Below are 25718 nucleotides of genomic sequence, written 5' to 3'. Positions count from 1 at the left end.
TTTTTTGGCGGAAAAAGATACATACAAAACTATTGAAACTAGCACCGAAGATGTTTTGTTTAAAGACAAAAACAGTAAATTTTACGGCTATGCTTTTCCTGTTCTAAATGAAGATGATATTAAAACCCATATTGAATTATTAAAAAAGAAACATCATGCAGCGAGACATTGGTGCTATGCATACCAATTAGGGACTGAGACTTTAATTTTTCGTGCTAATGATGACGGCGAGCCTAACAATTCTGCGGGCATGCCTATTTATGGTCAAATTCAGTCTTTTGATGTTACTAACATCTTGATTGTTATAGTTCGTTATTTCGGCGGCGTTAAATTGGGCGTTGGCGGCTTAATACAAGCATACAAAACAACCGCCCAGCAAACTCTAGAAGCCTCTCAAATAGTTGAAAAAACGATAAATATTGAGTATTGTATCACATTCGATTATAAGAACATGAATAAAGTTATGCGTATTATAAAAGAGAACAACATTAATATTACCAATCAAAAATTAGAATTGAATTGTGACATTTATATTTCAGTAAGAAAAAAAGATGCCCAATACATTTTTGACATATTTGACACTCTTTTTGAAATTAAAATAACACCTATATAAAATTAATCATCCAAGGCATCCAATATATATTGTGGCGCTTTAATGGGTCTATTCGTATTTTTATCAATAAATACCAAAATGGTACTAGCAGTTGTTAAAATGTCTCCTTTTTCATTGGTGATTTCATAGTCAAATTCAATCTTCGCTGTGGGCTTATTTTTGAGTTGTGTTTTTACATTAATTACATCATCATAACCCGCTGATTTTTTATAATTTATATTAAGGGAAACTACAGGCAACATGATGCCATTTTCTTCCATGCTTTTATAAGAAATCCCCAGCTTGCGTAACCACTCAATACGCCCCATTTCAAGGTATAATGCGTAGTTTCCGTGATAAACAACTCCCATTTGGTCGGTTTCACCATATCTCACTCTTATTTGTATTTTGTCGAATTTCATAAGGTTTATTAAATAATTTTTTGTAGTTTCGGCTAGAGGTTAAACATGGGAAAAAAATTCCGAAAATTCTATACCATTTCATTTTTTTTTTAAGAATTTTGTTCACATATTTGCCAAACAATTAAAGGGGAAAAGAGATATTCACATCTCTTTGGTAACTAACTAACAAACAAACCATAATTATAAAAATGAGTGTAACTGCGCAATCGGTATGGAATAACTGTCTTGAATTCATAAAAGATAATATACAACCGCAAGCGTATAAAACTTGGTTTGAACCTATCATTGCCATTAAGCTTACAGATAATGCTTTAAGCATTCAAGTACCCAGTAAATTCTTTTACGAATGGCTTGAAGAACATTATGTAAAGATCCTTAAAGTATCGTTAACTAAAGAGTTGGGAGAAAAAGCAAAACTTGTTTACATTATAAAAATGGAAAACACCTATGGCAACAAGCATCCTTTCACCGAAAAAATCCCAAGTTCCAATAGAACTGGCATGAAATCTCAAGAAGTTGATATTCCACTTCAAAATAAAAACCCAGAATTACGCAATCCATTTGTGATTCCAGGCATTAGAAATGTAAAAATTGAATCGCAATTAAACCCTAATTATAGTTTTGAGAATTTTCTTGAAGGCGACTCGAATCGTTTGGCAAGAAGTGCTGGGTTAGCGGTTGCCGCAAAACCAGGGGGCACCTCCTTCAATCCATTATTAATATTTGGTGGCGTTGGTCTAGGTAAAACGCATTTAGCACATGCTATTGGTGTTGATATTAAAGATAAATATCCAGAAAAAACCGTTTTATATATTTCAGCGGAAAAATTCACACAACAATATATAGATTCGGTAAAAAAGAACAACAGAAACGACTTTATTCATTTTTATCAAATTATTGATGTACTGATTATTGACGATGTTCAATTCCTGTCTGGAAAGTCTGGAACTCAAGATGTGTTCTTCCATATATTCAACCACTTGCATCAAAATGGCAAACAGGTTATTTTAACCAGTGACAAGGCACCGGTTGATATGCAGGATATTGAGCAACGCTTATTATCTCGTTTTAAATGGGGTCTTTCGGCTGAATTGCAAAACCCTGATTTTGAAACCCGTGTTTCTATCCTAAAAAATAAATTATATCGTGATGGCGTGGAAATGCCAGATGATATTATTGAATATGTTGCCAAAAACATTAAAACAAATGTTAGGGAGCTAGAAGGTGCTATTATATCATTAATCGCTCAATCATCTTTCAACAAAAAAGAAATCACCATTGATTTGGCCAAACAAATTGTTGAAAAATTTGTTAAAAATACCAAGCGTGAGGTTTCCATAGACTATATACAAAAAATTGTATCAGACTACTTCCAAATGGACATAGACACCTTGCAATCTAAAACCAGAAAGCGTCATATTGTTCAAGCTAGGCAACTAGCCATGTTTTTTGCTAAAAAATTCACAAAAGCATCCTTAGCAAGTATTGGTTCTCAAATTGGTAAACGTGACCATGCTACAGTGCTTCATGCTTGTAAAACTGTTGATAATTTATCTTCAACAGATAAGCAATTCAAAAAATATGTTGAAGACATAACAAAAAAACTTTCTGTTTAAATTTCTTTTAAATGACTAAAATTTTAATGGTTTGCTTAGGTAACATTTGCCGATCACCATTAGCTGAAGGCATTTTAAAATCCAAACTTCCACAAGACAAATTTATAGTAGATTCCGCAGGAACATCAAATTATCACATGGGAAGCCCTCCAGATAAACGCTCGGTTGCTGTTGCTAGAAAATACGGATTAGATATTTCTAATTTAAAAGGCAGACAATTTAGTGTGGCCGATTTTGATGCTTTCGATTATATATATGTTATGGATGAATCTAATTATAATAATGTGATCTCTTTAGCAAGAAACAAGCAAGATAAAGAAAAGGTTAAATTTATTTTGAATGATGTTTACCCAAATCAAAATTATAACGTTCCCGATCCTTATTACGGGGGAGATCATGGTTTTGAAAATGTTTACAAAATGTTAGATGAAGCTTGCTCTATAATTGCAAAATCATTGATTTAAATTATTTTATCGATATTTATATTTTTAAAAATAACCATTCACATAAACTGATATATGAATTCTTCAAAAGGTAAACTCTACCTCATCCCCACGACCTTAGGAGACAATGAACCTTTAGAAGTTTTACCCCTAACAATAAAGAAAATAATTGAGCAAACTAATATTTTTATTGTTGAGAATGAAAAAACGGCTAGAGCCTTTATTAAAAAAATTAGTCCTGAAACATTACAATCCTCATTAGACATACATCTTTTAAACAAATATACAGACAATAGCGAATTACCGAAGTTTTTAGAACCTTGCCTAAATGGGGTTAATGTAGGATTAATGTCTGAAGCGGGCTGTCCAGGTGTTGCCGACCCAGGTGCTGATGTTGTTAAATTAGCGCATCAAAAAGATATTAAAGTAGTACCACTAGTAGGACCATCTTCTATTTTAATGGCCATAATGAGTTCTGGAATGAACGGACAGAGCTTTACTTTTAATGGTTATTTACCCATTGATAAAGATGAAAGAAAAAAAGAGATTAAGCGTTTAGAACGCATCTCTTTTGAATTAAATCAGTCCCAAATTTTTATTGAAACACCATACAGAAACAATAAAATGCTAGAAGACCTGTGTAGTATTTTAGATAAAAACACCAATATTTGTGTATCTTGTGATATTACGCTACCAACAGAATTTATTAAAACGCTAACTGTGAATGAATGGAGCAAAAAAAAGGTAGACCTCCATAAGAGACCTACCATATTCATCATTCATAAATTATAACAGTCACCTTCCTAAATAGAAGCTGCTTTGGCTTTTTTATTTGGCTTTAAAAAAGAGGTGTCATAACCAGAAAACTTTTTCATGTAATACTTAACCGAGGTTCCATAACTATCCTCATGGTCTTCAACCCCATAACTCCTTAAGTAATTTTTCACACTTCCTGGTCCTGCTAAATGAGCGGCTGCCAAAATACCAGATTCCGTAATAACAACTCCATTGATTTTTTTTCCAACAAAATTTTTAATATCGCGTCTTAAAATCCACTTGTTCCGTTCAGAGTTAGCAATAAATGCTTTTTCTTGAAGCTCTGGGTTGCTTAAAAACTGAGCTGGGTTATAAATGCCAATCATCTTTAAGGTCTCCATCCCAAATTGGTATTTCCCTAAATGACCCAGCGTATTAACCGAAGAATAATCTCCTCTGGATTCTTTAAAAGCCAAAGCTTCTTTAAAACCAACGAAAGATTTACCTAGGTAAGGGGAAAACAATCTGTTAGCATCATTAAAAGCTAAATCATTCTCATGAGTGTTTGTTGGCTCTTGGCTTACCGTATAATTCAACTCTAAGCCTTTTGTAGAATACTTACTTAAATCAATCGTGTCTTTTGATGACAGCGAAACATACAATAGAACACATATTGTAAGTGATAAAATCAAATAACTTGCAATACTTTTCTTCATAATTTTAAAATTTCTTCAGCATAAATTATTAAAATATATACCTGAAAATTTGAGGGTGCAAAATTAGGCATTTTAATAGTTAATTCAAAATTACTCGTTTATGTGCCCTTTTTAATAGTAGAATAGATGAAATACACTCCTATTTTCACTAAATTGTATGGCTTGAAACGCTCCTTAATTACGTTAAAAACGTCGAATACGGATTTCAACACATACGATTTTGTTTCAGTCTTCTTCAAATTTAAATCAAAACTCAAATAGAACTACCGACTCTACATATTACTTGTTAACAACTGATTGTCAACATCTTTAACTCATAAAAACATGCCGTCAGCCCCATAAACTATTGACAAATCAAGCCTTTTATGCATTTCTATTTCCTTAAAAAAGAATGCAAATTTATATCCAGCTACTAGGTCTGTTCCTACACCCCTTCAAAACTTGTTCCAAAAGTTATCTCCAAGCTTATCTGTCTTGTTTAAAAATGTATGTAGCGTGATGAAATGAGACCTTTAGCATGATGTACCGTTCATTCCTTAATAATTCTTGTCTTAAATATACCATACTATGTCAGTGGCATTTTAAAAAATGCCAAAGCTAGAAAAGCCCCTTGCTTATGAACCTTCATCAAGTAACACACACGAAAAGCTTATATAATATCAACTCAATTTAACTATGTTTATAACTATGACTTGAAGTTAAAAAACCTTCATATAGGATTGATAAGAAGACAAAAAGCAATTAAAATTTATTTTAAACGAATACACTTGATTACTTGTTAATACCTTGAGAAGATAAATACATTTGATATTCTCTAGCATTTACATTATGCTGGGCTAATGTTTTCGCAAATTTATGGTAGCCGAAACGTTTAGCATCGGCTGCAAAATAGAGATAATCATGCTTTTCACAATTTAAAACAGCATCAATAGCAGATATATCTGGCATGGCAATGAGCCCTGGTGGCAACCCTAAATTTTTATAAGTATTATAGGGTGAATCAATTTCTTTATGAATGTTTAAAACTCGTTTTATAACAGTATTTTTATATTTTGGGAGTTGATAAGCCGCAAATTTAAGTGTTGGATCTGCCTGTAGCGGCATCCCTATTCTCAACCTATTAATATAAACACCAGCAATTCTGGGTTGCTCGTCTACCGCTTTAGATTCTTCATGAACAATCGATGCTAGTGCAATTACCTGACTTGGGGTTAAATGGATCGCTTTGGCTTTGGCTTTACGGGTATCATTCCAAAAACGATTATATTCCTTGAGCATTCTATCCCTAAATTGTTCGGCAGATGTATTCCAAAAAAACTCATAACTATTAGGGATGTACATGCCTAAACTTGTCGCTAAACTCAAGTTATTTTTTTTTAGAAAACCCACATCTTTCATCACTTTTAGTAAAGACACACTATCTGCTTCAATTTGAACACTTATGCGTCCTGCCAGTTTTTCGAGTGATTCTTGATTGTTAAAAGATAATTTTATCGGTAAATTTTCACTTCTAATAGAATTAATAATATCATTATTATTCATGCCTTTTTTAATAGCAAATCGTCCTGCTTTTATATTGGCAATATATTTTTTTTGTTCGGCTAAAGCATCGAACTTATTAATGTCTTTTAAAAGTGGTATCAGTTGTTCTCTTACATCGGTATAAGTTCCATTCGTTGGCACATACACATAAGCGACATCATTATTAAAGTTTGTATTACTTACAAACATGGCATTATAAACATAATAAGCAAAATAGGCCACTACCGCTAAACCAATGAATACAATGGCCAAAAGTATTTTTTTTATATACATTTAATTATTTATAAGCTGAAATAAATATTCATTTTTATAAGAACGATTAACGTAGTTCCAATCTTTTTTAAGTCCGATATTTTGAAAACCTTGATTTGTAAATAATTTAATACTGGCTTTATTTTCTTCGGAAATGTTACAATATAATTGATGCAATCCTAAATGGGAAAAACTATAATTAATTAGCAACTGCAAAGCTTCCCTACCGTAACCTTTATCTCTATCTTTTTCGTCTTTAATCAAAATCCCAATACCAGCCCTTTTATTTTTGAAATCGAAATCGAAAATATCAATCAAACCTAAAGTGTCATTGTTATAACTTGAAATAACCAATCTTAATTGTTTAACTTCAAAAATATCTTGATGGGCATTTTCTAAATACTGTTTTATCAAAAATTTAGAATACGGTGTTTGAGTATGGCTAATTTCCCAAACAGATTCATCATTTTCAAGAGCATACACAAATTCTAAGTCTTCAGGTTCTAAAGCTCTTAAATAAATCTCACTACCTTTTAATGTTATCATAATTCACCCTTATAAACAAATGTTGCTGGCCCTATAAGCCAAACATTTTTATAAACGCCATTATCCACATCAAAACTAACCTGTAATTCACCGCCTTGAACCTGTAAGGTTATTAGATTTTTATCCGTTTCATTAAGAGCATGCATGGCCAATGCTACAGCAGTAACACCAGTCCCGCAAGACAATGTTTCATCTTCTACTCCACGCTCATAGGTTCTTACAGCAAAAATTTGATCGTTTATTTTTTTAACAAAATTCACATTGCTGCCCGCTTCGTTATATGGTTCTCCATATCTAATTTGAGCCCCTTTTTCTTTAATATCAAAATTTTCAATCTGTTCTTCAAATTGTACATGGTGGGGAGAACCTGTATTTAAAAAAACATGTTTAGAGTGTTTTTCTATAGTAGTAACATCTTGCATTTGCAATCTCACTATATCGCCATCAATAATGGCATGATGTAAACCATCGATAGCTTCAAAAACGGCATGTTGCGTAATTACACCTAAGTGTTTAGCAAAGGCTACCAAACAACGTCCACCATTGCCACACATACTACTTTCATTACCATCGGCGTTATAATACACCATTTTGAAATCTAAATCGGGATGATTTTCAAGCAAAATTAGTCCATCTGCCCCTATACCAAAACGTCTATCGCATAAGAATGCGATGTGCTTGGTGTCTTTTTTGTTGAATGTTTCTTGACGATTATCAATCATCACAAAATCATTCCCTGTTCCTTGATATTTATAAAAAATTTGCTGCATAATCGAGGACAAATATATAAATATTAAACTGTTTTTTCCATTGTTAAATAGTCGTTAAAGTTGAAATTTCCATTCAATAAATTTTTAATTTTAATCGTTATTTTAAATAAACACTGAAAATTATGAAGAAGATTTTATCATTAGTACTGGTTTCAGCATTAGGTGGCGCATTAACACTTGGTGCCTATAAATTATTTTTAGAAGACGACAACAAGTTTATTGTAACAACGGAACAATCCAACCCAGCTTTTGTACAAACAAGCAATGCGAGTACCATGAAAGCTTTTGAAAACCAAGATTTTACCGTAGCGGCCGAAAATGCAGTGAATGCAGTTGTACACGTGAAAAATGTATCTATTAGTTCTGGACAAATGACATTGCAAGATTTATTTTCTGGAAGAACAACACCTCGTGCACAAATGGGAACAGGTTCAGGGGTTATTATTAATGCTGCTGGATATATAATTACAAATAACCATGTTATAAATGACGCCGATGAATTATCGGTAACACTTAACAATAACAAAACCTATAAAGCTGACATTGTAGGTTCTGACCCAAAGACAGATATTGCTCTTTTAAAAATTGATGCTGACGAAGATTTACCTTTTGTAACGTTTGCAGATTCCGATGAGGTTAAAATTGGGGAATGGGTCTTGGCCGTTGGAAATCCATTTAACTTAACATCTACCGTTACAGCTGGTATTATAAGTGCAAAAGCTAGAGATTTATCTGGTACAAGTTCACAGTCATTCATTCAAACAGATGCCGCAGTTAATCCAGGTAATTCTGGTGGTGCCCTTGTAAATAGTCGTGGACAACTTATAGGCATAAACACGGCCATCACATCACAAACCGGTTCTTATGTAGGTTACTCTTTTGCCGTACCTAGTAACATTGCCCGTAGAGTGATTGAAGATATTATAGAATATGGTAATGTACAAAATGGTATTCTTGGTATTAGCGGTGGAGCTTTAAATACTGAATCTTCTAAAGAATTTGGCGTTAATGATACTCAAGGTATTTATGTTAATAGCGTAGTAGAAGATTCTGGTGCAGAAAAAGCAGGTATTAAAAAAGGAGATATTATTAAAGAAATTGATAATATCAAAGTGTCAAAATTTGCTGATTTGACAGGACATATTAGTGCGAAACGCGTTGATGATGTGGTAACCCTTAAAGTTTCTAGAGATGGAGATTTAAAAACCATACCTGTTACCTTAACTAGAAATGAAACAACTATTTTACCATTGGTTGGACAGGTTAAAAACGCCAAAAAAGATGATTTAAAGAAATACAATGCAACTAGCGGCGTTAAAATCGTAGAATTCAACAAAGAATATGAAGATTATTGGAAAAACAACAATGTTAAAGAAGGTTCTATTATAACAACTATTAACGATACAAAAATAAACAATGTGGATGATGTACAGGAAGCTTTAAAAAACAAATCCCGTTACGAGCCTTTAAGAATTGAACTCATGAATTCTAATGGGGAAAAAGAACGTTATAATTTTAGATAAATATCATATACATGTAAAAAACAAAACCTCGGAATATTCCGAGGTTTTGTTTTTTTATTTCAATCCATAATTTATAAAATGTATGGACATCCAATAAAAATTTCTGTTCGTATATAACTTAACCCTATATAAATTGAGGCTTTTTTATAAAAAAATCCCTTTTAAACCATAATTTTTTTAACTTCGTAAAGCGAACATAACCATTTTAAATCTACTTAAATGAAATGTATTAAATATCTTGTAGTTGCCATTATTTCTTTAACTTTCTCTTTTACAGCATTTTCACAAAATGACCCCGAAGACAACAAACTCTCTTTAGATGAGGGTTCTATAGACAATCAATTTGAATATGTTATAAGACGCTCTAACAACTACCAAGATTTTAAAGTAGTAAAAAAAACTTGGCTTTATACTCTTAAAGCCCACACCATAGATTCCTTAAATGCCATACATAAGAATCTAGCAGATACTCAAATTCTTGTTAATACACAGGCCAAAGAAATATCAGATTTAAAATCAAGTTTAGAAAGTACTAAAACCAATTTAGAAACTACTCGAAACGAAAAAGATAATATAAGCTTGTTTGGAATACAAATGAGCAAAGGCAGCTACAAAACGATTATGTGGTTTATTATTGCTTGCTTATTGGCCTTATTAGGGTTGTTTATTTACAAGTTTAAAAATAGTAATGCCATTACCCGAGAAGCTAAAAAGAGTTTGGCAGATATTGAAGAAGAATTTGAAGAACATAGAAAAACCGCTGTTGAACGTGAACAAAAAGTAAGACGTCAATTGCAAGACGAAATAAACAAACAAAAAGCGACTAAAAGCACTAAATAATGTCGCATAAAAAAGCCTGTAATGTGAATTACAGGCTTTTTTACGAATTATATTTCCGAAAAAGATAACTATCGTGCTGAATTTTTAATTAATCTTTTACTTTAACTTCCGTTTTTTTATCTCCTTTTTTGGTAGAGAATTCTACGCCATCACCATCTATACTTAATGAAGTTCCATCAGTTTCCTCTTTTACTTGGGGTTTTTCTACTTCTTTTTCAACAACAATCGTTTTTGTTTTCTCTTCATCTCTGCAACTTGTAGCAGAAAAAAACACTACTGAAAGAAACATTGCAAAAGTTAAAAATTTACCGATTATAAATGTTCTATTTTTCATCATATCTGTTTTTATATTAATATACCGCAATTTACACTAGACTTAAACAAACTAAATTACAGCAATTTTAATATATGTTACACAATTACCATTTAAGTTAGAAACATTCATCAAGACACTTAAAACCTCAAGAGCAATCCTGGATTTGGACAATTATCTAAATAAAATTCTAAATCTTTTTTGTTACAGACACCTTGATAATCTCCTTCAAACCCTTGCATGTCTTTTATGACTTGAAAATGCAGATGTGGTGGGTAATTACCATTTACAGTTTCGTTTCCTAAAGATGCAAAAGTCTCCCCTCGTTTTATAGATTTTCCAATGGTTAAATTTTTTAGAGAAGCTAAACTCAAATGTCCATACAACGTATAAAATTGAAAATCTTTAATTTTATGTTGTAAAATTATTGTGGGGCCATAATCCCCAAAATTAGTGTTGTTTTTAAAACTGTGTACAATGGCATTTAATGGGCAATAAATAAGTGTTTCTGCTTCAATCCATAGATCAACACCAATATGAATATTACGTTCTGTAAATTCATTTTTATTAAAATGGTGGCTCCTTTTGTAAATATTTCTAACCTCATTATAACCACCATATCCTACCAACCCATTTTGTTCATTTATTTGATTTTGAATATAATCTTGCAATAAATCAACCTGACTGACATCTACGCTTTTGAGTTGTGTATTATTTACCGAAAGGTCTATTGGAATGTATTTAGATTTTGGAATGCCTGCATCAAGTACTGGAAGAGACTGGGGACTGATGCTTTTTAAAAATTCTGGAAAGTTATTTGAGGACATATAAAAAAGGCTTTCCTCAAAAATAGAAAACTATTGCATAATTACATTGCTGTACTTAGCATTTACTACGATTGTCTTATTGGTATTTGAGTTGTTGGTTGAAAAGGTTGACACACCATCGCTAGATGTTTTTTTAGGATGCTTCAATTTTGAACGCGTGCCTTTATACTGAAAATTATAATCTACTTTAGGAAGCGTAATAAGGGCATCACTATTTTGAAGCGTTACATTTAAATTAGTGAATGACTCATGTATATTTAAAATTTTTAAATTACCTATACTACCATCAATAATGGCATTTTCTAATAAATTTTCAATTTTAATATTTGATGAATTTGATGTTAACACCAAACGTTTGACATTCTTCAATTCAGCATTTTTTACAAAATCCAAATTAAGCTCACCTAAATTCCAATACGCTACATTTACTGGTGAATAAGAAGCATTAATGGAAGTTTTACTTCCATTAATGCTATTTGCGATAAAGTTGGTATAAGATAAATTAGCTTTAAGATTATCAACATTTGATGCAAATTTAAGTTCGCCATGCTTAACATCAACCTTAATTTTAGCATCTTTTGGTATTTTTATCTTAATAGTTTTTTTAACGTTTGAATTACTGCCTTTGGTCATTATTTTCTCAACAAAACCCCATCTTTCATTAGCTAATTTTTCACGTTCATCAGCTATTTTTGAACGCTCATTTTCTTGCGCTGCCCTTAATGACATAGCACTTTCTCTCTTTTCTTTTTCATGCTCTATTCTAGCTGCATTAGCTTCCAGTTGCTTTGTCTTATGTTCACCCCAGGCTTCCATTTGTTTACCCCAGGCCTCCATTTGTTTACCATATTTTTCACCCCATGCTTGACCAAATTTTTCGCCCCAAACTTCCATTTGTTTACCATAATCGTCACCAAACTTGGACTCAAAATTTTTAGACCATTTTTCCATATACTTATCTCCATCCTTTTTATATGCATCATAATCAAATTGCATGTTATAAATGCCTTCTGGTAATTCTGGTAATTCCGGCATCTCTGGTAATTCCGACATCTCTGGCAATTCTGATAATTCAGGTAATTCTGATGAATAAGCCAAATTATATTTTAACTCATCAAGGATAGCGTTAACATCTCCAGTAAAATCGCCAGAATTATAGCTCCAGGCAGCCGAAGTTCCATTACCTTTTGTAGTTATTGAAATCTCTTTTGATGTGGCATCTACCTTAACACCCCATGATTTTAAAGCTTTTTCTAGTTCTTCCTTTGAAAGTTTTTCACCCTCAATATAGGCTTCAATCTCAACAGTATTTTTATTCCAAGTATCGAATTCAATATTGCAATAGCTGGTGTTTAAGTTTAAAATAACATCCTTATCAACTTTAATAGATTGGGATAATTTTGTTAATTTTTGTTGAGCCATAATGCTGCCAACTATAAAAAGGCAGAGCATACATAATAATTGTTTTTTTATTTTACTATTCATTTTTTGATTTTTTAGATTGATTTTGATGCATTATCAACGGCATCTGATTTTAAGTCTTGTAATTGCAATTTTAAACGATACAAAAGATTTAAACGAAGCTTTAAATTGTCAATTAAAGCATTAACTGTTAATTCATTAGGCCCAGATTCAGTTAATTCTACAGACAAGCGTTGGTACTCTTTATTAAGTCCATCCAACTGTTCTAAATAGCCATCAAACAAATCTTTGGTTTCTGGAGTATATGTCATTTTAGATAACTCTAAATTGATACTCGCCAAATAATAATCCTCTACTTTTTTAAGTCCTGGGGATACATCACCCAGTGTTTTTAATTCAACAGGTTTGGTAGTTGCTGTAGTAGTAGTTATCGATGGGTTTACTTTAAAAAAAGTATAAGCCCCAAAAGACAAACCTAAAAGTAACACAACCGTTGCTGCTATTTGAAGCCAATTAAATTTATGCTTGGCCGAAACAGGTAGGGCCTTGTCTAATTTTTCAAGAAATGTATCTTGATGGGTCTCAGACATGCTTTCATGCTTGATTTGTTCATCTTTAAATAAGTCTCTAATATCTCGTGCCATTTTTTTTAGGTATTAACAGTTCTTGTAATTTTGCTTTACCTCTAGATAATTGTGTTCGCGAGGCGACTTCTGTAATCTTTAAAATTTCTGAAATTTCTTGATGGTCATAGCCTTCAATTAAATAAAGCATGACTACGTATTGATACGTTTCAGGTAATTTTTTAATCGCTTCTTTTACATCGTTTAAAGTAATGTCGTCGTTTACCAACCATTTGTCATCGTTAGCCGTATCAACAATTTTCAGGTGCACCTCATCTATTTCAACCAATTGTTGCTTTTTAGATTTTAAAAAATCGATACTTTTATTAATAACAATACGTTTTAACCAAGCACCAAAAGTAACTTCCGCTTTGTATTGATCTAGTTTAGAAAAAGCCTTAATAAACGATTCTTGCACTACATCTTCAGCATCCGCAGCATCATTTAAAAATCGTTTGGCAACAATATACATCCCGTTGCAGTACTGGTTGTATACCTGCAATTGTGCTTTCCGATTGTTTTGTTTACATTGTTCTATAATGTCAACTTTAAACATGCTGGTTTTACTTTTGGTTATCAGTTAGTTCATTCAAAAGACGATAAAAAAAGAGGAGTGTTGCAAAAAACGTATTTTTTTTCATGCTGATATATCAAAGCTAAAGAAATCTACGTTTGCATTTTATAATTCATTACTTTTTAAAGTATCTTTATCTCATTAAAATAAAACATTGTTTATGAACACCTTTTTGAAAAGACTTTTGATTTTTTTATCACTTATAACCTTATGCTTACTTTTATACTGTGTTTTTGTAGAAAACATTTTCGCCCCTCGCTTGAGTCCAAAAGATACCATCGCCTTTAAACTTAATGACTTAAAGCTTGAAGTTTTCTATAATAGACCTTATAAAAAAGGGAGAGATATTTTTGGAGGCTTAGTTCCTTTAAATGAAGTTTGGCGTACGGGAGCTAATGAAGCTACGACTTTTGAAACTAATAAACCTCTTGAAGTTGATGGTTATCCATTACCAGCAGGTAAATATACTTTATGGACGGTACCTAAAGACACTGTTTGGACTGTCATTTTTAATTCTAAGCAATATTCTTGGGGTGTTGATAAAGAAATGAAACCTATGTGGGATCCAAATTATGATGTTTTAGATCTTGAAGTACCTGTTCACAAACTCAACAAAACGGTAGAGCAATTTACTATTGCTTTTGATAATACCACAGATGATCTATCTTTAACCATGGCTTGGGACAATGTAAAAGTGGCTGTTCCATTAGAAGAAATACCTGAGACCAAGGAGTAAATCCTTCGATATTTAAAGTATTAAAAAGTTATGGCTTGCAGAAATTTAGTCAATATTATTATTGAAAAAAATTATAACATTGCTCAATAACAATAGATTAAAATATAGTTATACCATAAAATTCTCGCTTATATTTGTTAACATCATGCTTCGCTAAATATTATGACAACTAATCTTTTTCCTAAGCGTTTTTCTTTACTAAAAACGTATATTTTATTTTACTTATTACTCTCGTTTTTAATAAGAATTATATTTTTAATCTGGAATTTCCATGAAGTAGATACATCCTTTTTTAAAATAGTATACACATTTATTATTGGTTTTCTATTTGATGTGGGAACAGTTTCTTTTTTTTCCGTACCCTATGCTATTTATTTATTAATAATCCCCAAGAAGCTTCACGGAACGTTATTCGATAAAATAATCACCTATTTCGCTTACTCCCTAGGACTTACTATTTTTTTATTTTCATTTTTTGCTGAAATCACTTTTTGGGAAGAATTTCAACGCCGTTTTAATTTCATAGCGGTTGACTATTTAATCTACACATACGAAGTTGTAAAAAACATTAATGAATCTTATCCTCTACCAATCTTAGTTAGTGGGATCATTTTAATAATTATTCTACTATTATATATTACAAAAAAAAGAAATGCTTTTGAAGAAACATTTAAAAGTAACACTACCTTTTTATCAAAATTAAAACCAACTCTAATTTTGATAGCCATAGCTTTAGTTTTTGGATTATTTATAAATAACGAATATGCAGAACAATTTGAAAATAGATATAATAATGAAATAGCTAAAACTGGTATTTATTCTTTTTTTGCAGCCTTTAGAAATAATGAACTATCCTATACGGAATTTTATAAAACCATTGATGATAATCAAGCTTTCAAAAACGTAAAAAACACGTACTTATTAGAAGGAAACCACTTTGTTAACCCCAATAATAGAGACATACTTAGAAATATATCTAATTCTGATAGCATAAATTTACCAGTAAAACCTAATGTTATTTTTATTTGTATTGAAAGTCTAAGTGGTAAATTCTTAAATAGTTTAGGCAACCAATCAAACATAACTCCCACTCTAGATTCCTTAGCAAATAATAGCATCTTTTTTACCAATATTTTTGCTACTGGTACCAGAACGGTTCGCGGTATGGAGGCTATAACCTTGTCTATACCACCCACGCCAGGACGCAGTATAGTAAAACGAAAAAATGACACAGGTTTATTTACCATTGGAGAAATTTTCAATCAACAAGGCTATGAGCGTAACTTCTTTTATGGTGGTGATGGATATTTTGACAATATGAATAATTATTTTGGGGGAAATGGTTTTAATATTATTGATAGAGGAAGAGGATTTTTATTAGATTCTGATATTGAGACAAAAAGAACTAATATAGATGATCATGAAGTGACTTTTGAAAATGCATGGGGAGTTTGTGATGAAGACATTTATAGCAAAGCATTAAGCGAAGCCGATAAAACTTATGCTACTGGCCAACCATTTTTTGACTTTATCATGACCACATCAAATCATCGTCCATATACTTACCCTGATGGAAAAATTGATATTCCATCGGGAACAGGTCGAGATGGTGGCGTAAAATATACCGACTATGCAATCAGAGAGTTTTTAAAACAAGCAAAAACCAAACCTTGGTATGAAAATACAGTATTTGTAATTATGTCCGATCATTGTGCCAGTAGTGCTGGTAGATGGGCTTTAGATGTAGATAATTACCATATAGCAGGGTTCATTGTAAATGCTCCTAACACAAAACCTCAAAAAATAAGCAAACAATGCTCACAAATAGATATGTTTCCAACGCTTTTTGGCATACTAAATTGGGACTATGAAAGCAATTTATTTGGCAAAAATATTTTAAAAATGGAAGCCAAAGACGAAAGAGCATTCATTGGAAATTATAGAAAATTAGGGCTTTTAAAAGGAGACAAACTAACCATTCTTAGCGACCAAAAACAATCAGATTTTTATATTTGGAATAAGAAAGATAATAGTTTAAAAGACATGTCAAATAATACTGCTTTGCTAGAAGAAACCATTTCCTTTTACCAAGTGGCAGATTATTTGTATAGAAACAATGGTCTTAAAGTTAAAGAATAATTGAAATCATTCTTTAACAAATCTCTTTATCAAGTACAGACTTAATTTGTAAAACAGAAATCCAGCCATGGCTCCAAAAGCCAACCCGCAAACAATGTCTAATGGATAATGGACTCCAACATAAATTCTACTATAAGCTACGACTATACTCCAAAACAATAAAATAAAGATGAGTTTTTTATAATAGGGCTTTAATAATAAACCAGCAAACACCGCAGCTGCCATTGAGTTTGATGAATGACCCGAGAAAAAACCATACAACCCACAACGCTTTGCAACAAAACGCATATGTTCCATAACCCCTTCAGTTCTACAAGGTCTAGGTCTTTCAAATGCTCGTTTAAAAACATTGGTTATTTGGTCTGTAAATGTTATCATAACAGCCACAACCACCATAAAAACAAGTAAGGATTTTAATCCAAATTTTCTATATAATAAAAATAATAATATAGAGTATAAAGGAATAAAGGTTAATTCATCTGTGATAATCAACCAAAAATGGTCCCATCTTAAAGAACCTAGATTGTTTAAAAATAAAAAAAGTTCCTTATCGTATTCTATAAGTTTATCAATCATTTATAGTGTTTGAAGAGTTAATATCGAGATTAATTATTCCTCGTATTTTGAAATTTCATTGTCGTAGAATTCGGTTGCAAGTTTTATGGCATTGGCCGTTTCCGTTTCAAGTTCCCCTTCATCGTCTTCATCAAAATCTTCAAACCATTCCACCTCATCGTCTTCAAGATTAATAATAAATCTAGGAAATTCAGTATGAATCACATAAATAGCATTTGGATAATCGGAATTATCACCAAGAATAAATTTTGGAAGTCCCATTTTTAATATTATTTGTTAGACAAAATTAAGTTTTTTGTCAAATAATTAAATCGAATATACAATAAAATAGCGGCAGTGGATAATCCTGCCAATAAACCCAACCAAATCCCAAAGCTTCCGTAAGCATCTTCTTTTCCTAAAAACCAACTTATCGGAAAACCTATAAGCCAGTATGAAATAAATGTAATAACGGTTGGCATCTTAACATCCTGAAGCCCCCTTAAAGCTCCTAAAAAAATAACTTGTGCGCTATCGCTTATCTGAAAAATAGCAGCTGCAATTAATAATTTTGAGGCAATGCTGACGACTTCGGTATTATCGATTAAATTTTCGGCATCATTATAATCTACGTACAACCTAGGCAAATACTCATGTAAACTAAAAAATAATAAGGCAAAGCCAAAAGCGAAAATAATTCCAAGTAGAAAAATTGAAAAGGCAATGCGTCTTAAATCAACATAATTCTGTAATCCTTTTTGATTACCAACACGAATCATGGAAGCCACACTTAAACCCATGGCAATCATAAAGGTCATAGATGATAAATTTAAAGCAATTTGATTTGCTGCTTGTGGATTTTTACCTAATAAGCCACTTAGCCAAACTGCAGATGTAAAAATGGCGACTTCAAAAAACATTTGCATAGCACTAGGGGCACCAAGATTTACAATTTTTTTAAGCATTGCTTTTTGTAAAACAAAAAACTTGAGATGGGTTACAAAGGCTTTAGATTTTTCTTTGTTTTTTAAAATCCACCATAAAAACCAAACCATCACAATTCTTGAAATCAAAGTGCCATAAGCCGCTCCTACAATACCTAATTCAGGGAAACCAAATTTTCCAAAGATGAGCAAATAGTTGAAAATAACATTTAAAGCATTTGCTAAAATGGTCGCATACATAGGGTAACTGGTCATCGACAACCCATCACTGAATTGTTTAAATCCTTGAAAAATAATTAATGGAATTAATGAGAATGCTACCAAATCTAAATAAGGAATTGCCAACTTAACCACCTCTTCTGGTTGTTGCATTAAATACATAATTGGTTTAGCAAAAAACACTATTAAAAAAAGCAAAACACCCAAAACTGTACATAAAAACAATCCGTGCTTAAATGATGATTTTCCCTTAATAAAATCGTCTTCCGAATCTGCCTCTGCAATTAATGGCGTGATAGCTGTTGAAAAACCGATTCCCAAAGACATCGCTATGAACATAAAACTGTTGCCTAAAGACACGGCCGCAAGCTCTGCAGTGCCCAACTGGCCTACCATAATATTGTCTATAAAACTAACAAATGTATGCCCTAACATACCTAACATAACGGGTGCTGCCAGTTTCCAATTATATTTAAATTCTTTAGTGTAATTTGTTAATTGCATGCGGCAAAAGTAAGTTTTAAACTTTGTTTTTTTAATTAAAAAATGTTTTAGATTAAATCTAAAAACTAACAAATATTTATAATCTTAATATTTTTACACACTATGTAAGTTCTTTTTTATAAATTCGCAGCACTCTAATAAACCCTTTAAAAAGGTTTCTTAGCATTTATAGAAACATTTATATTCATTTCAAGGGATCAAAATTATATTTTAGAAGTTTTTTTTAAAAGGGGAATTAAATTCCCCTTTTTATTTTTATAATTCCATGATCTTATTCTTAGCCTGATCAAATTCAAATAATAAATCCGCTACAATTTTAGCAACAGGCTTTATATCATGTATTAATCCAGAAACCTGACCAATCTCTAGTTCACCTTCTTCTAAATCACCTTCAAACATGCCTTTTTTTGCTCGTCCCTTACCCAATAGTACCTTAAGTTTTTCTTGAGTTGGTGTTGTTTTATAAAGTTCCTCTAGTTCATTATAAAACTTATTTTTCATTAATCTTACAGGCGCCAATTCTTTTAAAGTCAAACATGTATCTCCTTCTTTAGCATCTACCACTAATTTTTTAAAGTTTACATGAGCGGAACTTTCTTCACTAGCTACAAATCTACTTCCAACTTGTACACCTTCTGCACCTAAAACCATAGCCGCCAACATAGCCTGACCAGTAGCAATGCCACCAGCAGCAATTAATGGAATTTGGATGTATTCTTTAACCATAGGAATCAATGTTAATGTAGTAGTTTCATCCCTTCCATTATGTCCGCCAGCCTCAAAGCCTTCAGCCACCACCGCATCTACTCCAGCCTCTTGTGCTTTAAGAGCAAACTTTACACTACTAACAACATGAACAACCGTAATCCCTTTTTCTTGCAACCAAGATGTCCACGTTTTAGGATTTCCTGCAGATGTAAACACAACCTTTACCCCTTCTTCAACAATAATATCCATAATTTCCTGAATGCTAGGATACAACATTGGCACATTAACTCCAAAAGGATTATTGGTCGCTTTTTTACATTTTTGAATATGTTCTCGCAAGACTTCAGGATGCATAGAGCCAGCACCAATAAGTCCTAAAACACCTGAATTACTTGATGCAGAAGCGAGTCGCCAACCACTATTCCACACCATACCTGCTTGAACTATAGGGTATTTGATATTGAACAATTCCGTGATTCTATTAGCCATTACTTTTTAATAAATTTGAAATTTTTTGAAGTTTTTCGCGATTCAATCTTTAAAATATAAACACCTTTTACCAAAGCGGACACATCAATTGGATTGGTATTATCTAAAATTAAAAACTTATTGACTTGCCTTCCTAGCATATCATAAAAACTTAATGCCCATGCATTTTCTTGTGAAGGTAATTTTAAATAAATATCTCCCGAAGTTGGGTTTGGAAACAACAAAATCTCTTCTAAATTTTCCTCATTATTATCATCAAGGGAAAGTCCTGTATTTAATGCGGCTAGCAAATTAGGAATGCCATAACCCAAGTAATAATCTGGGCTGTTATATTGGGATGCCGATTCACGCACCAGCTGCATAATTTCTGCATTTGTTTTATTTGGCAAAGCTTGCCATAAACATACAATACCACCCGCCAAAATGGGAGAACTAAAAGAAGTTCCATTTAATGTTCCAATAACATCATTAGTATCTACTACATAACTTGCTAGGCCTTGAGCCACCACATCGGGCTTTTGTGTGGGTTGAAAAGCACTTCCCACAGAACTGAAAGAAGCATAAGTCCCCATGGGATTTACCGCCCCTACAGACAATACATTAGGGGAGTCTGCAGGGGCATTAGTTCCAGCATTACCTTCATTTCCTGCTGAATTAATTAACAACAAACCTTTTTCAAAAGCAATATTTGCTCCTTTAGTTATAAAAGCAGTTTGTCCATCTAAATTAGCATTTGTATAGCTATAATTAGAATTATCGTAGGCTTTATAGCCCAAAGAGGTGTTAATCACATCAACCCCTAAACTATCTGCCCGTTCAGCCGCTTCAACCCAATAACTTTCTTCAACAGGATTTTCACTTAAATCGTCTTCGGTTATAAATAAATAATAAAAGGCATCAGGAGCGGTTCCCACAAATTGATTTTCAACATAACCCGCCATGGTGCTTAACACCCATGTGCCATGTTTACTAGTGGTATTGGTATAGACATCATGATCTCTACCTACAAAATCATAAACATCTAAAATATGTCCAGCATTTCTTAATCTTTGGAAAGCAGCCATGGTATTAACGCTTGGGAAACCGGCATCTAAAACGGCAACCGTCATACCCGTTCCCGTATAGTCTAAAAGGTGCAACTCATCCCCACGAATCATGTTTATTTGATTAAAAGCATTACCATAGCTGAAGTCGATTAATTTACTTTCAAATTTAGAAGATTCTTTTTGGTTAACTTTTTTGCTGGTATTTAAACTTTTATCTGCAAAATCTATGGAAGTAACAAAACCTAAACTAGCAAGGGCATCAATATCTATTTTATTTCCTCTTACATGAACTGCATTAAACCATTTAGATTTTGCCATAACGGTTATTCCCATAGCATTTTTTAATTGTGTAATGTAACTTTCGTTTACAGGCACATCACGTTCGTCAATAGTGACATTATGATTATTTTTTCTATCAATGGCTTTTTGAGTAAGAATAATAATGGGATTAGCAATGGAAGTCTCTACATTTTGTTTATCAGTTAAATACACCCAAGCATCTTGTTGAGCATAAACAAAAATCTGAAAGAACAGCAATATCAAAAATAATAGACCTTTTTTCATTGCTTATCTTTAAGTTATTCGACAAATTACGAAATTACTCCAGACCCCACTAACTCATCATCTAAATACCACGCAACAAATTGTCCTTCGGTTATAGCCGATTGTGGCTCTTGAAACTCAACATATAATCCACGATCCACTTTATAAAGAGTTGCTTTTTGTAATGGTTGTCGATATCTAATTCTAGCCATCACTCGCATGGTTTCATCTATTTTAAGAATTAAATCTTCACGAATCCAATGCAACTCTTCATTAGTTACAAATAATACTTTTTTATATAAACCAGGATGTTCTTTTCCTTGACCTGTATAAATTATATTATCATCTACATTTGTTTCAATAACAAATAAAGGTTCTACAGTCCCTCCAACAGCCAAACCTTTACGCTGTCCTTTTGTGAAATAATGAGCTCCTTGATGTTTACCTACTATGATTCCATCATTCAGTTGATATTCAATTTTTTGGGTAAAATATTGAAGTTCATCTTGCTTTGAATGAAACTCAGGAATACTTTTATTATAAATAACATTTTCTTTTGGCACCTCTACAATGACTCCTTCTTTAGGTTTTAACTGCTGTTGCAAAAAATCCGGCAATTTAACTTTCCCTATAAAGCAAAGTCCTTGAGAATCTTTCTTTTCTGCAGTCACTAAATCTAACTTTGTAGCAATTTCACGAACTTGAGGTTTGGTTAATTCGCCAATAGGAAATAATGATTTTGCTAATTGTTCTTGTGATAACTGACATAAAAAATAAGATTGGTCTTTATTATCATCAACACCTTTTAATAATTGATAGATGTCTTTACCATTTTTTTGTATGACGCCTTTTCTGCAATAATGACCTGTAGCTACATAATCTGCTCCCAGTTCCATTGCTATTTTCATAAATACATCAAATTTGATTTCCCTATTACAAAGCACGTCTGGGTTTGGGGTTCTGCCTTTCTCATATTCATTGAACATATAATCTACAATGCGTTCTTTATATTGTTCGCTCAAATCTATAGTTTGAAAAGGAATCCCTAATTTATCAGCAACCAACATGGCATCATTACTATCATCTAACCATGGGCATTCATTAGAAATGGTCACAGAATCATCATGCCAGTTTTTCATAAACAAGCCAATAACTTCATAACCTTGCTCCTTTAATAAATAAGCAGCAACACTAGAATCTACACCTCCAGAGAGTCCAACTATAACACGTTTCACTATACAAAAATTAGGTTACAAAGATACATATATTTAAGATTACGAATTGCAAAACTGTAATTTCAATGTTTTTAAAGTCTCTAAAAACATTCATTCATTACAAAAATAAACTTCTTAAAATTTATATCCTGTTTAATTATTTAGACGTTTTTTATTCTGAAATTTTGCCATTTTCATAGTATTTCCAAACGCCATCTTTCTGTCCATTCTTATAAAAACCCTCAGTTATTAATTGACCTTTAGCATCATAAATTTTTGAAGGCCCATTCAACTCTCCATTACTATAGCTAAATTCTTTTATAACAATGTTGTCTTCGGAATACCAAACAGAAAGACCTTCTAGTTTTCCATTTTTATAATTTTCTTTTTGAGAGATTTGTCCATTTTTATAATATACTAAACGTTCTCCTGTTAAATGTCCCTCATCATTATAATGTTCTAAAGTCAGTAATTTATTAGACTCTTTTTGATAGTATTTCCATTCGCCGACATACATTTTACCATTCATTTCACCTTCACTAATTAATTTACCGTTTGATGCAAAGAATTTAACACTTGCTTTTGTATCATTTTTAAAAAACTCTCTAGTGGCTGTTAGAACTGCTTTTCCATTAATATTTTGATAAAACTTGAACAGGCCTATCTCTTTACCATGGTCAAACGCTCCTTCAAATCTTAAAACATTTGTACCGTCAAAATTCTTTTTCCAAATACCATCTCGCTTACCATTTTCATCTAATTGGTTTATGTTTTGGGCTGAAACAGAAAAAACCAACACTGATAATAAACATGCTAATATGTACTTCATAATAAATTATTGAATTTTTTAAAACAATTTCAAACTATATATAACAAATAAGCTGCCAAATTATTTTGACAGCTTACAGAATTAATTTTATAATATTGATTGTTAAAACTTATTTTTTCTTTTGCTGCATTTGTTTTTGTTTTTCTGCCTGCTCCATCATTTCAGCCATTTTTCTTTGAAAACGGTTTTCTTTTTTAGGCTTCTTTTTATTTTCTTGAATCTGTGCATGAATTTTATCTTCATCAAGAATGAAGTTTTTAATTACTAAAATAATACCTATACTAATTAAGTTAGAAATAAAATAATACAAACTCAATCCAGATGCATAATTGTTAAAGAAAAACAACATCATAATTGGCGAAAAGTACATCATATACTTCATCATTTTAGCCATATCAGGCATCCCATCTTGAGTTGGTTGTGATGCCATTTGTTGTCCTGTGGTTAATTGCATATAAAAGAAAATAGCAATAGATGCCAGTATGGGAAACAAACTTACGTGATCTCCATAAAATGGTACATGAAATGGTAATTCTGCAATAGTATCATAAGAGGACAAATCTTCTACCCAAAGGAAACTTTTTTGACGCAAATCAAACGCCGATGGAAAAAACTGAAACAAGGCATAAAACACAGGTAACTGTATTAAGGCCGGTAAACAACCTGCCATAGGACTCGCCCCTGCCTTGGTTTGTAAAGCCAAGGTTTCTTGTTGTGCTTTCATTTTATTGTCTTTGTACTTCTCACGTAAAGCATCTAATTCTGGTTTAAGAATCTTTAGTTTTGCTTGAGACAAAAATTGTTTATACTGTACAAAAGACATTAATAACTTGATAGAAATTGTCATCACAATAATGGCAATTCCCCAAGGTAAAAAACCTCCTAAAAACGCAAAAAATGGTATAAATACATATCTGTTTATCCAACCAAAAATACCCCAACCTAATGGAACAATCTCATCTAAATTTCTATTGTATTTATCTAAAATTTTATAGTCACTTGGGCCATAATACCAATCCATTTGTTTATTAATCTCACCTCCTGAAAGTTCTAAAGGCAATTTAGCAGCAAAGGATTTTGTATATAAAGTATCAATCTCTTCATCTTTTACCAGATTCTTAGATACTAATTTAGCACTTTTAAAAGGGGTATCTGCCAACAAAACAGACGTAAAAAAATGTTGTTTAAAAGCTATATATGTTACATCTTCCGCAACATCTTCGGATAGTTCACGTTGCCCTAGATAATTATCTTTTCCGCCTTCATACTCATAAACTACCTCAGTATATCTATTTTCATAAGTAACACTTTTGGCATGGCGATAGGTTTTTAAATCCCAATCTAAATCAATTGGTTGAGAGCTATTAATCACATCACTTAACCCTTGTGATTTAATACTGAAATCCATCATATAATCGCCTTCTTTCAGCTCGTAGCGATACTCTAAAAATTTATTTTCAGACACTTTTAGTTTCATGGAAACTATAGTATTACTACCATTTTTAGTAACCGTTGGTTGAAAGTATAAATCTTTAGTGTTTAAAATTCTGCTATCAGTCGTTCCAAAATGAATATTAAAAGAGGCATTATTGTCTTTTACCAAATAAATAGGTTTCCCTTTGAAATCCACAAACTTTTTAAGTTTAACTTCAGAAAGATAACCTCCTTTATTATTGAATTTTAACGCCAATAAATCACTTTCAACAACCGTTTCTTCATCAGTTACATTGGTGGCTGAATAAGCAAAAGCTCCAAATTTATTTTTCAGTCCTATGAGTTTAAGAGAATCTGTTGTGGCTCCTGTAGAAAAATCTTCAGTAGTTGTTACTTTGGTTTGCTCTACACTATTAGCGTTTTTCTCTGCTTCAACCTGTTCTTGCTTTGCTTTTTCTTGGGCTTCAAGTTCTTCTGGCGTTGGTTGATTTTGCCAAAGCATGTACATTAATATTCCGAAAATTAGGACAAAACCCAATATCGAATTAATATCTAATTTTTTTTCTTCCATGTATTCTTAA

The 25718-nt window shown here is 32.1% G+C and carries 26 protein-coding genes; 8 read left to right on the top strand and 18 right to left on the bottom strand.

Annotated features, from left to right (window positions below; genetic code table 11):
* Positions 1-4: 4 nt before the first annotated feature.
* The gene (locus DKT72_RS00590; RefSeq protein ID WP_111306774.1) at positions 5-613 is read left to right on the top strand and encodes an IMPACT family protein; all 609 of its coding nucleotides are present in this window, start codon (positions 5-7) and stop codon (positions 611-613) included.
* Between the two features lie 2 nt (positions 614-615).
* Here the strand turns inward: DKT72_RS00590 and DKT72_RS00585 are convergent, their stop codons facing one another.
* Complete coding sequence (locus tag DKT72_RS00585) at positions 616-1014, bottom strand: acyl-CoA thioesterase (protein WP_111306773.1); 399 nt, start codon at positions 1012-1014, stop codon at positions 616-618.
* Between the two features lie 188 nt (positions 1015-1202).
* Between DKT72_RS00585 and dnaA the strand changes: the two genes are divergently transcribed.
* The 3 genes from dnaA to DKT72_RS00570 are packed head-to-tail and all read left to right on the top strand — an operon-like array spanning position 1203 to position 3865.
* Positions 1203-2630 (top strand): chromosomal replication initiator protein DnaA, encoded by a 1428-nt coding sequence (gene dnaA / locus DKT72_RS00580; RefSeq protein ID WP_111306772.1) that lies wholly within the window; start codon positions 1203-1205, stop codon positions 2628-2630.
* Between the two features lie 11 nt (positions 2631-2641).
* Positions 2642-3094: a low molecular weight protein-tyrosine-phosphatase gene (locus tag DKT72_RS00575; protein WP_235841572.1), complete on the top strand. Its 453-nt coding sequence runs from the start codon at positions 2642-2644 to the stop codon at positions 3092-3094.
* Positions 3095-3148: 54 nt separating this feature from the next.
* Complete coding sequence (locus DKT72_RS00570) at positions 3149-3865, top strand: SAM-dependent methyltransferase (protein WP_111306771.1); 717 nt, start codon at positions 3149-3151, stop codon at positions 3863-3865.
* Between the two features lie 11 nt (positions 3866-3876).
* Here DKT72_RS00570 and DKT72_RS00565 read toward each other — a convergent pair whose 3' ends face one another.
* From DKT72_RS00565 to dapF, 4 genes are all read right to left on the bottom strand, one after another.
* Positions 3877-4545: a peptidoglycan-binding protein LysM gene (locus tag DKT72_RS00565; RefSeq protein ID WP_111306770.1), complete on the bottom strand. Its 669-nt coding sequence runs from the start codon at positions 4543-4545 to the stop codon at positions 3877-3879.
* 771 nt (positions 4546-5316) lie between these two features.
* Complete coding sequence (gene mltG, locus DKT72_RS00560) at positions 5317-6360, bottom strand: endolytic transglycosylase MltG (protein WP_111306769.1); 1044 nt, start codon at positions 6358-6360, stop codon at positions 5317-5319.
* Positions 6361-6885 carry a GNAT family N-acetyltransferase gene (locus DKT72_RS00555; RefSeq protein ID WP_111306768.1) on the bottom strand — a complete coding sequence of 175 codons (525 nt, stop codon included), beginning with the start codon at positions 6883-6885 and terminating at the stop codon, positions 6361-6363.
* Positions 6882-7655: a diaminopimelate epimerase gene (gene dapF / locus DKT72_RS00550; RefSeq protein ID WP_111306767.1), complete on the bottom strand. Its 774-nt coding sequence runs from the start codon at positions 7653-7655 to the stop codon at positions 6882-6884. The genes DKT72_RS00555 and dapF overlap by 4 nt, the downstream gene beginning before the upstream one ends.
* 122 nt (positions 7656-7777) lie before the next feature.
* Here dapF and DKT72_RS00545 point away from each other — a divergent pair, with 122 nt between their 5' ends.
* Positions 7778-9178 (top strand): trypsin-like peptidase domain-containing protein, encoded by a 1401-nt coding sequence (locus tag DKT72_RS00545; RefSeq protein ID WP_111306766.1) that lies wholly within the window; start codon positions 7778-7780, stop codon positions 9176-9178.
* Between the two features lie 219 nt (positions 9179-9397).
* On the top strand, positions 9398-10018 hold the full coding sequence (locus DKT72_RS00540) for a tRNA (guanine-N1)-methyltransferase (protein WP_111306765.1): 621 nt from the start codon (positions 9398-9400) through the stop codon (positions 10016-10018).
* Between the two features lie 88 nt (positions 10019-10106).
* On the opposite strand, the gene DKT72_RS00535 is transcribed toward DKT72_RS00540, so the two are convergent.
* From DKT72_RS00535 to DKT72_RS00515, 5 genes are all read right to left on the bottom strand, one after another.
* On the bottom strand, positions 10107-10307 hold the full coding sequence (locus DKT72_RS00535; protein ID WP_162623206.1) for a hypothetical protein: 201 nt from the start codon (positions 10305-10307) through the stop codon (positions 10107-10109).
* Between the two features lie 164 nt (positions 10308-10471).
* Positions 10472-11158, bottom strand: coding sequence for a peptidoglycan DD-metalloendopeptidase family protein (locus tag DKT72_RS00530; protein WP_111306763.1), 687 nt, complete (start codon positions 11156-11158; stop codon positions 10472-10474).
* A 30-nt stretch (positions 11159-11188) separates the two neighbouring features.
* Positions 11189-12643, bottom strand: coding sequence for a hypothetical protein (locus tag DKT72_RS00525; protein WP_162623205.1), 1455 nt, complete (start codon positions 12641-12643; stop codon positions 11189-11191).
* Between the two features lie 11 nt (positions 12644-12654).
* Positions 12655-13224: a hypothetical protein gene (locus DKT72_RS00520; RefSeq protein ID WP_111306761.1), complete on the bottom strand. Its 570-nt coding sequence runs from the start codon at positions 13222-13224 to the stop codon at positions 12655-12657.
* Positions 13208-13759: an RNA polymerase sigma factor gene (locus DKT72_RS00515; protein ID WP_111306760.1), complete on the bottom strand. Its 552-nt coding sequence runs from the start codon at positions 13757-13759 to the stop codon at positions 13208-13210. The genes DKT72_RS00520 and DKT72_RS00515 overlap by 17 nt, the downstream gene beginning before the upstream one ends.
* 178 nt (positions 13760-13937) lie before the next feature.
* Here DKT72_RS00515 and DKT72_RS00510 point away from each other — a divergent pair, with 178 nt between their 5' ends.
* Together DKT72_RS00510 and DKT72_RS00505 are read left to right on the top strand one after the other, a co-directional pair.
* Positions 13938-14513, top strand: coding sequence for a DUF2911 domain-containing protein (locus DKT72_RS00510; protein WP_111306759.1), 576 nt, complete (start codon positions 13938-13940; stop codon positions 14511-14513).
* 162 nt (positions 14514-14675) lie between these two features.
* On the top strand, positions 14676-16652 hold the full coding sequence (locus DKT72_RS00505; protein ID WP_111306758.1) for an LTA synthase family protein: 1977 nt from the start codon (positions 14676-14678) through the stop codon (positions 16650-16652).
* Between the two features lie 6 nt (positions 16653-16658).
* On the opposite strand, the gene DKT72_RS00500 is transcribed toward DKT72_RS00505, so the two are convergent.
* The 8 genes from DKT72_RS00500 to yidC form a co-directional block, all read right to left on the bottom strand.
* Positions 16659-17228: a phosphatase PAP2 family protein gene (locus DKT72_RS00500; RefSeq protein ID WP_111306757.1), complete on the bottom strand. Its 570-nt coding sequence runs from the start codon at positions 17226-17228 to the stop codon at positions 16659-16661.
* Positions 17229-17261: 33 nt separating this feature from the next.
* On the bottom strand, positions 17262-17489 hold the full coding sequence (locus tag DKT72_RS00495) for a DUF8828 family protein (protein ID WP_111306756.1): 228 nt from the start codon (positions 17487-17489) through the stop codon (positions 17262-17264).
* Between the two features lie 8 nt (positions 17490-17497).
* A complete protein-coding gene (locus tag DKT72_RS00490; protein WP_111306755.1) occupies positions 17498-18874 on the bottom strand; it encodes an MATE family efflux transporter in 1377 nt (458 codons plus the stop codon).
* Between the two features lie 255 nt (positions 18875-19129).
* Complete coding sequence (locus DKT72_RS00485; RefSeq protein WP_111306754.1) at positions 19130-20071, bottom strand: NAD(P)H-dependent flavin oxidoreductase; 942 nt, start codon at positions 20069-20071, stop codon at positions 19130-19132.
* Positions 20071-21681, bottom strand: a complete 1611-nt coding sequence (locus DKT72_RS00480) for a S8 family serine peptidase (protein ID WP_111306753.1) — start codon at positions 21679-21681, stop codon at positions 20071-20073. The genes DKT72_RS00485 and DKT72_RS00480 overlap by 1 nt, the downstream gene beginning before the upstream one ends.
* Before the next feature lie 26 nt (positions 21682-21707).
* A complete protein-coding gene (mnmA, locus tag DKT72_RS00475) occupies positions 21708-22895 on the bottom strand; it encodes a tRNA 2-thiouridine(34) synthase MnmA (protein WP_111306752.1) in 1188 nt (395 codons plus the stop codon).
* Positions 22896-23046: 151 nt separating this feature from the next.
* A complete protein-coding gene (locus DKT72_RS00470; RefSeq protein ID WP_111306751.1) occupies positions 23047-23703 on the bottom strand; it encodes a toxin-antitoxin system YwqK family antitoxin in 657 nt (218 codons plus the stop codon).
* 109 nt (positions 23704-23812) lie between these two features.
* A complete protein-coding gene (yidC, locus tag DKT72_RS00465) occupies positions 23813-25708 on the bottom strand; it encodes a membrane protein insertase YidC (RefSeq protein ID WP_111306750.1) in 1896 nt (631 codons plus the stop codon).
* Between the last annotated feature and the right edge of the window lie 10 nt (positions 25709-25718).

This window comes from Confluentibacter sediminis, from assembly GCF_003258355.1.
In the GTDB taxonomy this organism is placed as follows: Bacteria; Bacteroidota; Bacteroidia; order Flavobacteriales; family Flavobacteriaceae; genus Confluentibacter; species Confluentibacter sediminis.
Note: the sequence above shows the minus strand (reverse complement) of the source record. Positions and strands in the feature narration are given on the sequence as shown.

Coding starts and splice junctions, on each gene's coding strand:
- DKT72_RS00585 (WP_111306773.1), bottom strand. CDS start 1,014: ATGAAATTCGACAAAATACAAATAAGAGTGAGATATGGTGAAACCGAC.
- dnaA (WP_111306772.1), top strand. CDS start 1,203: ATGAGTGTAACTGCGCAATCGGTATGGAATAACTGTCTTGAATTCATA.
- DKT72_RS00575 (WP_235841572.1), top strand. CDS start 2,642: ATGACTAAAATTTTAATGGTTTGCTTAGGTAACATTTGCCGATCACCA.
- DKT72_RS00570 (WP_111306771.1), top strand. CDS start 3,149: ATGAATTCTTCAAAAGGTAAACTCTACCTCATCCCCACGACCTTAGGA.
- DKT72_RS00565 (WP_111306770.1), bottom strand. CDS start 4,545: ATGAAGAAAAGTATTGCAAGTTATTTGATTTTATCACTTACAATATGT.
- mltG (WP_111306769.1), bottom strand. CDS start 6,360: ATGTATATAAAAAAAATACTTTTGGCCATTGTATTCATTGGTTTAGCG.
- DKT72_RS00555 (WP_111306768.1), bottom strand. CDS start 6,885: ATGATAACATTAAAAGGTAGTGAGATTTATTTAAGAGCTTTAGAACCT.
- dapF (WP_111306767.1), bottom strand. CDS start 7,655: ATGCAGCAAATTTTTTATAAATATCAAGGAACAGGGAATGATTTTGTG.
- DKT72_RS00545 (WP_111306766.1), top strand. CDS start 7,778: ATGAAGAAGATTTTATCATTAGTACTGGTTTCAGCATTAGGTGGCGCA.
- DKT72_RS00540 (WP_111306765.1), top strand. CDS start 9,398: ATGAAATGTATTAAATATCTTGTAGTTGCCATTATTTCTTTAACTTTC.
- DKT72_RS00535 (WP_162623206.1), bottom strand. CDS start 10,307: ATGTTTCTTTCAGTAGTGTTTTTTTCTGCTACAAGTTGCAGAGATGAA.
- DKT72_RS00530 (WP_111306763.1), bottom strand. CDS start 11,158: ATGTCCTCAAATAACTTTCCAGAATTTTTAAAAAGCATCAGTCCCCAG.
- DKT72_RS00525 (WP_162623205.1), bottom strand. CDS start 12,643: ATGAATAGTAAAATAAAAAAACAATTATTATGTATGCTCTGCCTTTTT.
- DKT72_RS00520 (WP_111306761.1), bottom strand. CDS start 13,224: ATGGCACGAGATATTAGAGACTTATTTAAAGATGAACAAATCAAGCAT.
- DKT72_RS00515 (WP_111306760.1), bottom strand. CDS start 13,759: ATGTTTAAAGTTGACATTATAGAACAATGTAAACAAAACAATCGGAAA.
- DKT72_RS00510 (WP_111306759.1), top strand. CDS start 13,938: ATGAACACCTTTTTGAAAAGACTTTTGATTTTTTTATCACTTATAACC.
- DKT72_RS00505 (WP_111306758.1), top strand. CDS start 14,676: ATGACAACTAATCTTTTTCCTAAGCGTTTTTCTTTACTAAAAACGTAT.
- DKT72_RS00500 (WP_111306757.1), bottom strand. CDS start 17,228: ATGATTGATAAACTTATAGAATACGATAAGGAACTTTTTTTATTTTTA.
- DKT72_RS00495 (WP_111306756.1), bottom strand. CDS start 17,489: ATGGGACTTCCAAAATTTATTCTTGGTGATAATTCCGATTATCCAAAT.
- DKT72_RS00490 (WP_111306755.1), bottom strand. CDS start 18,874: ATGCAATTAACAAATTACACTAAAGAATTTAAATATAATTGGAAACTG.
- DKT72_RS00485 (WP_111306754.1), bottom strand. CDS start 20,071: ATGGCTAATAGAATCACGGAATTGTTCAATATCAAATACCCTATAGTT.
- DKT72_RS00480 (WP_111306753.1), bottom strand. CDS start 21,681: ATGAAAAAAGGTCTATTATTTTTGATATTGCTGTTCTTTCAGATTTTT.
- DKT72_RS00470 (WP_111306751.1), bottom strand. CDS start 23,703: ATGAAGTACATATTAGCATGTTTATTATCAGTGTTGGTTTTTTCTGTT.
- yidC (WP_111306750.1), bottom strand. CDS start 25,708: ATGGAAGAAAAAAAATTAGATATTAATTCGATATTGGGTTTTGTCCTA.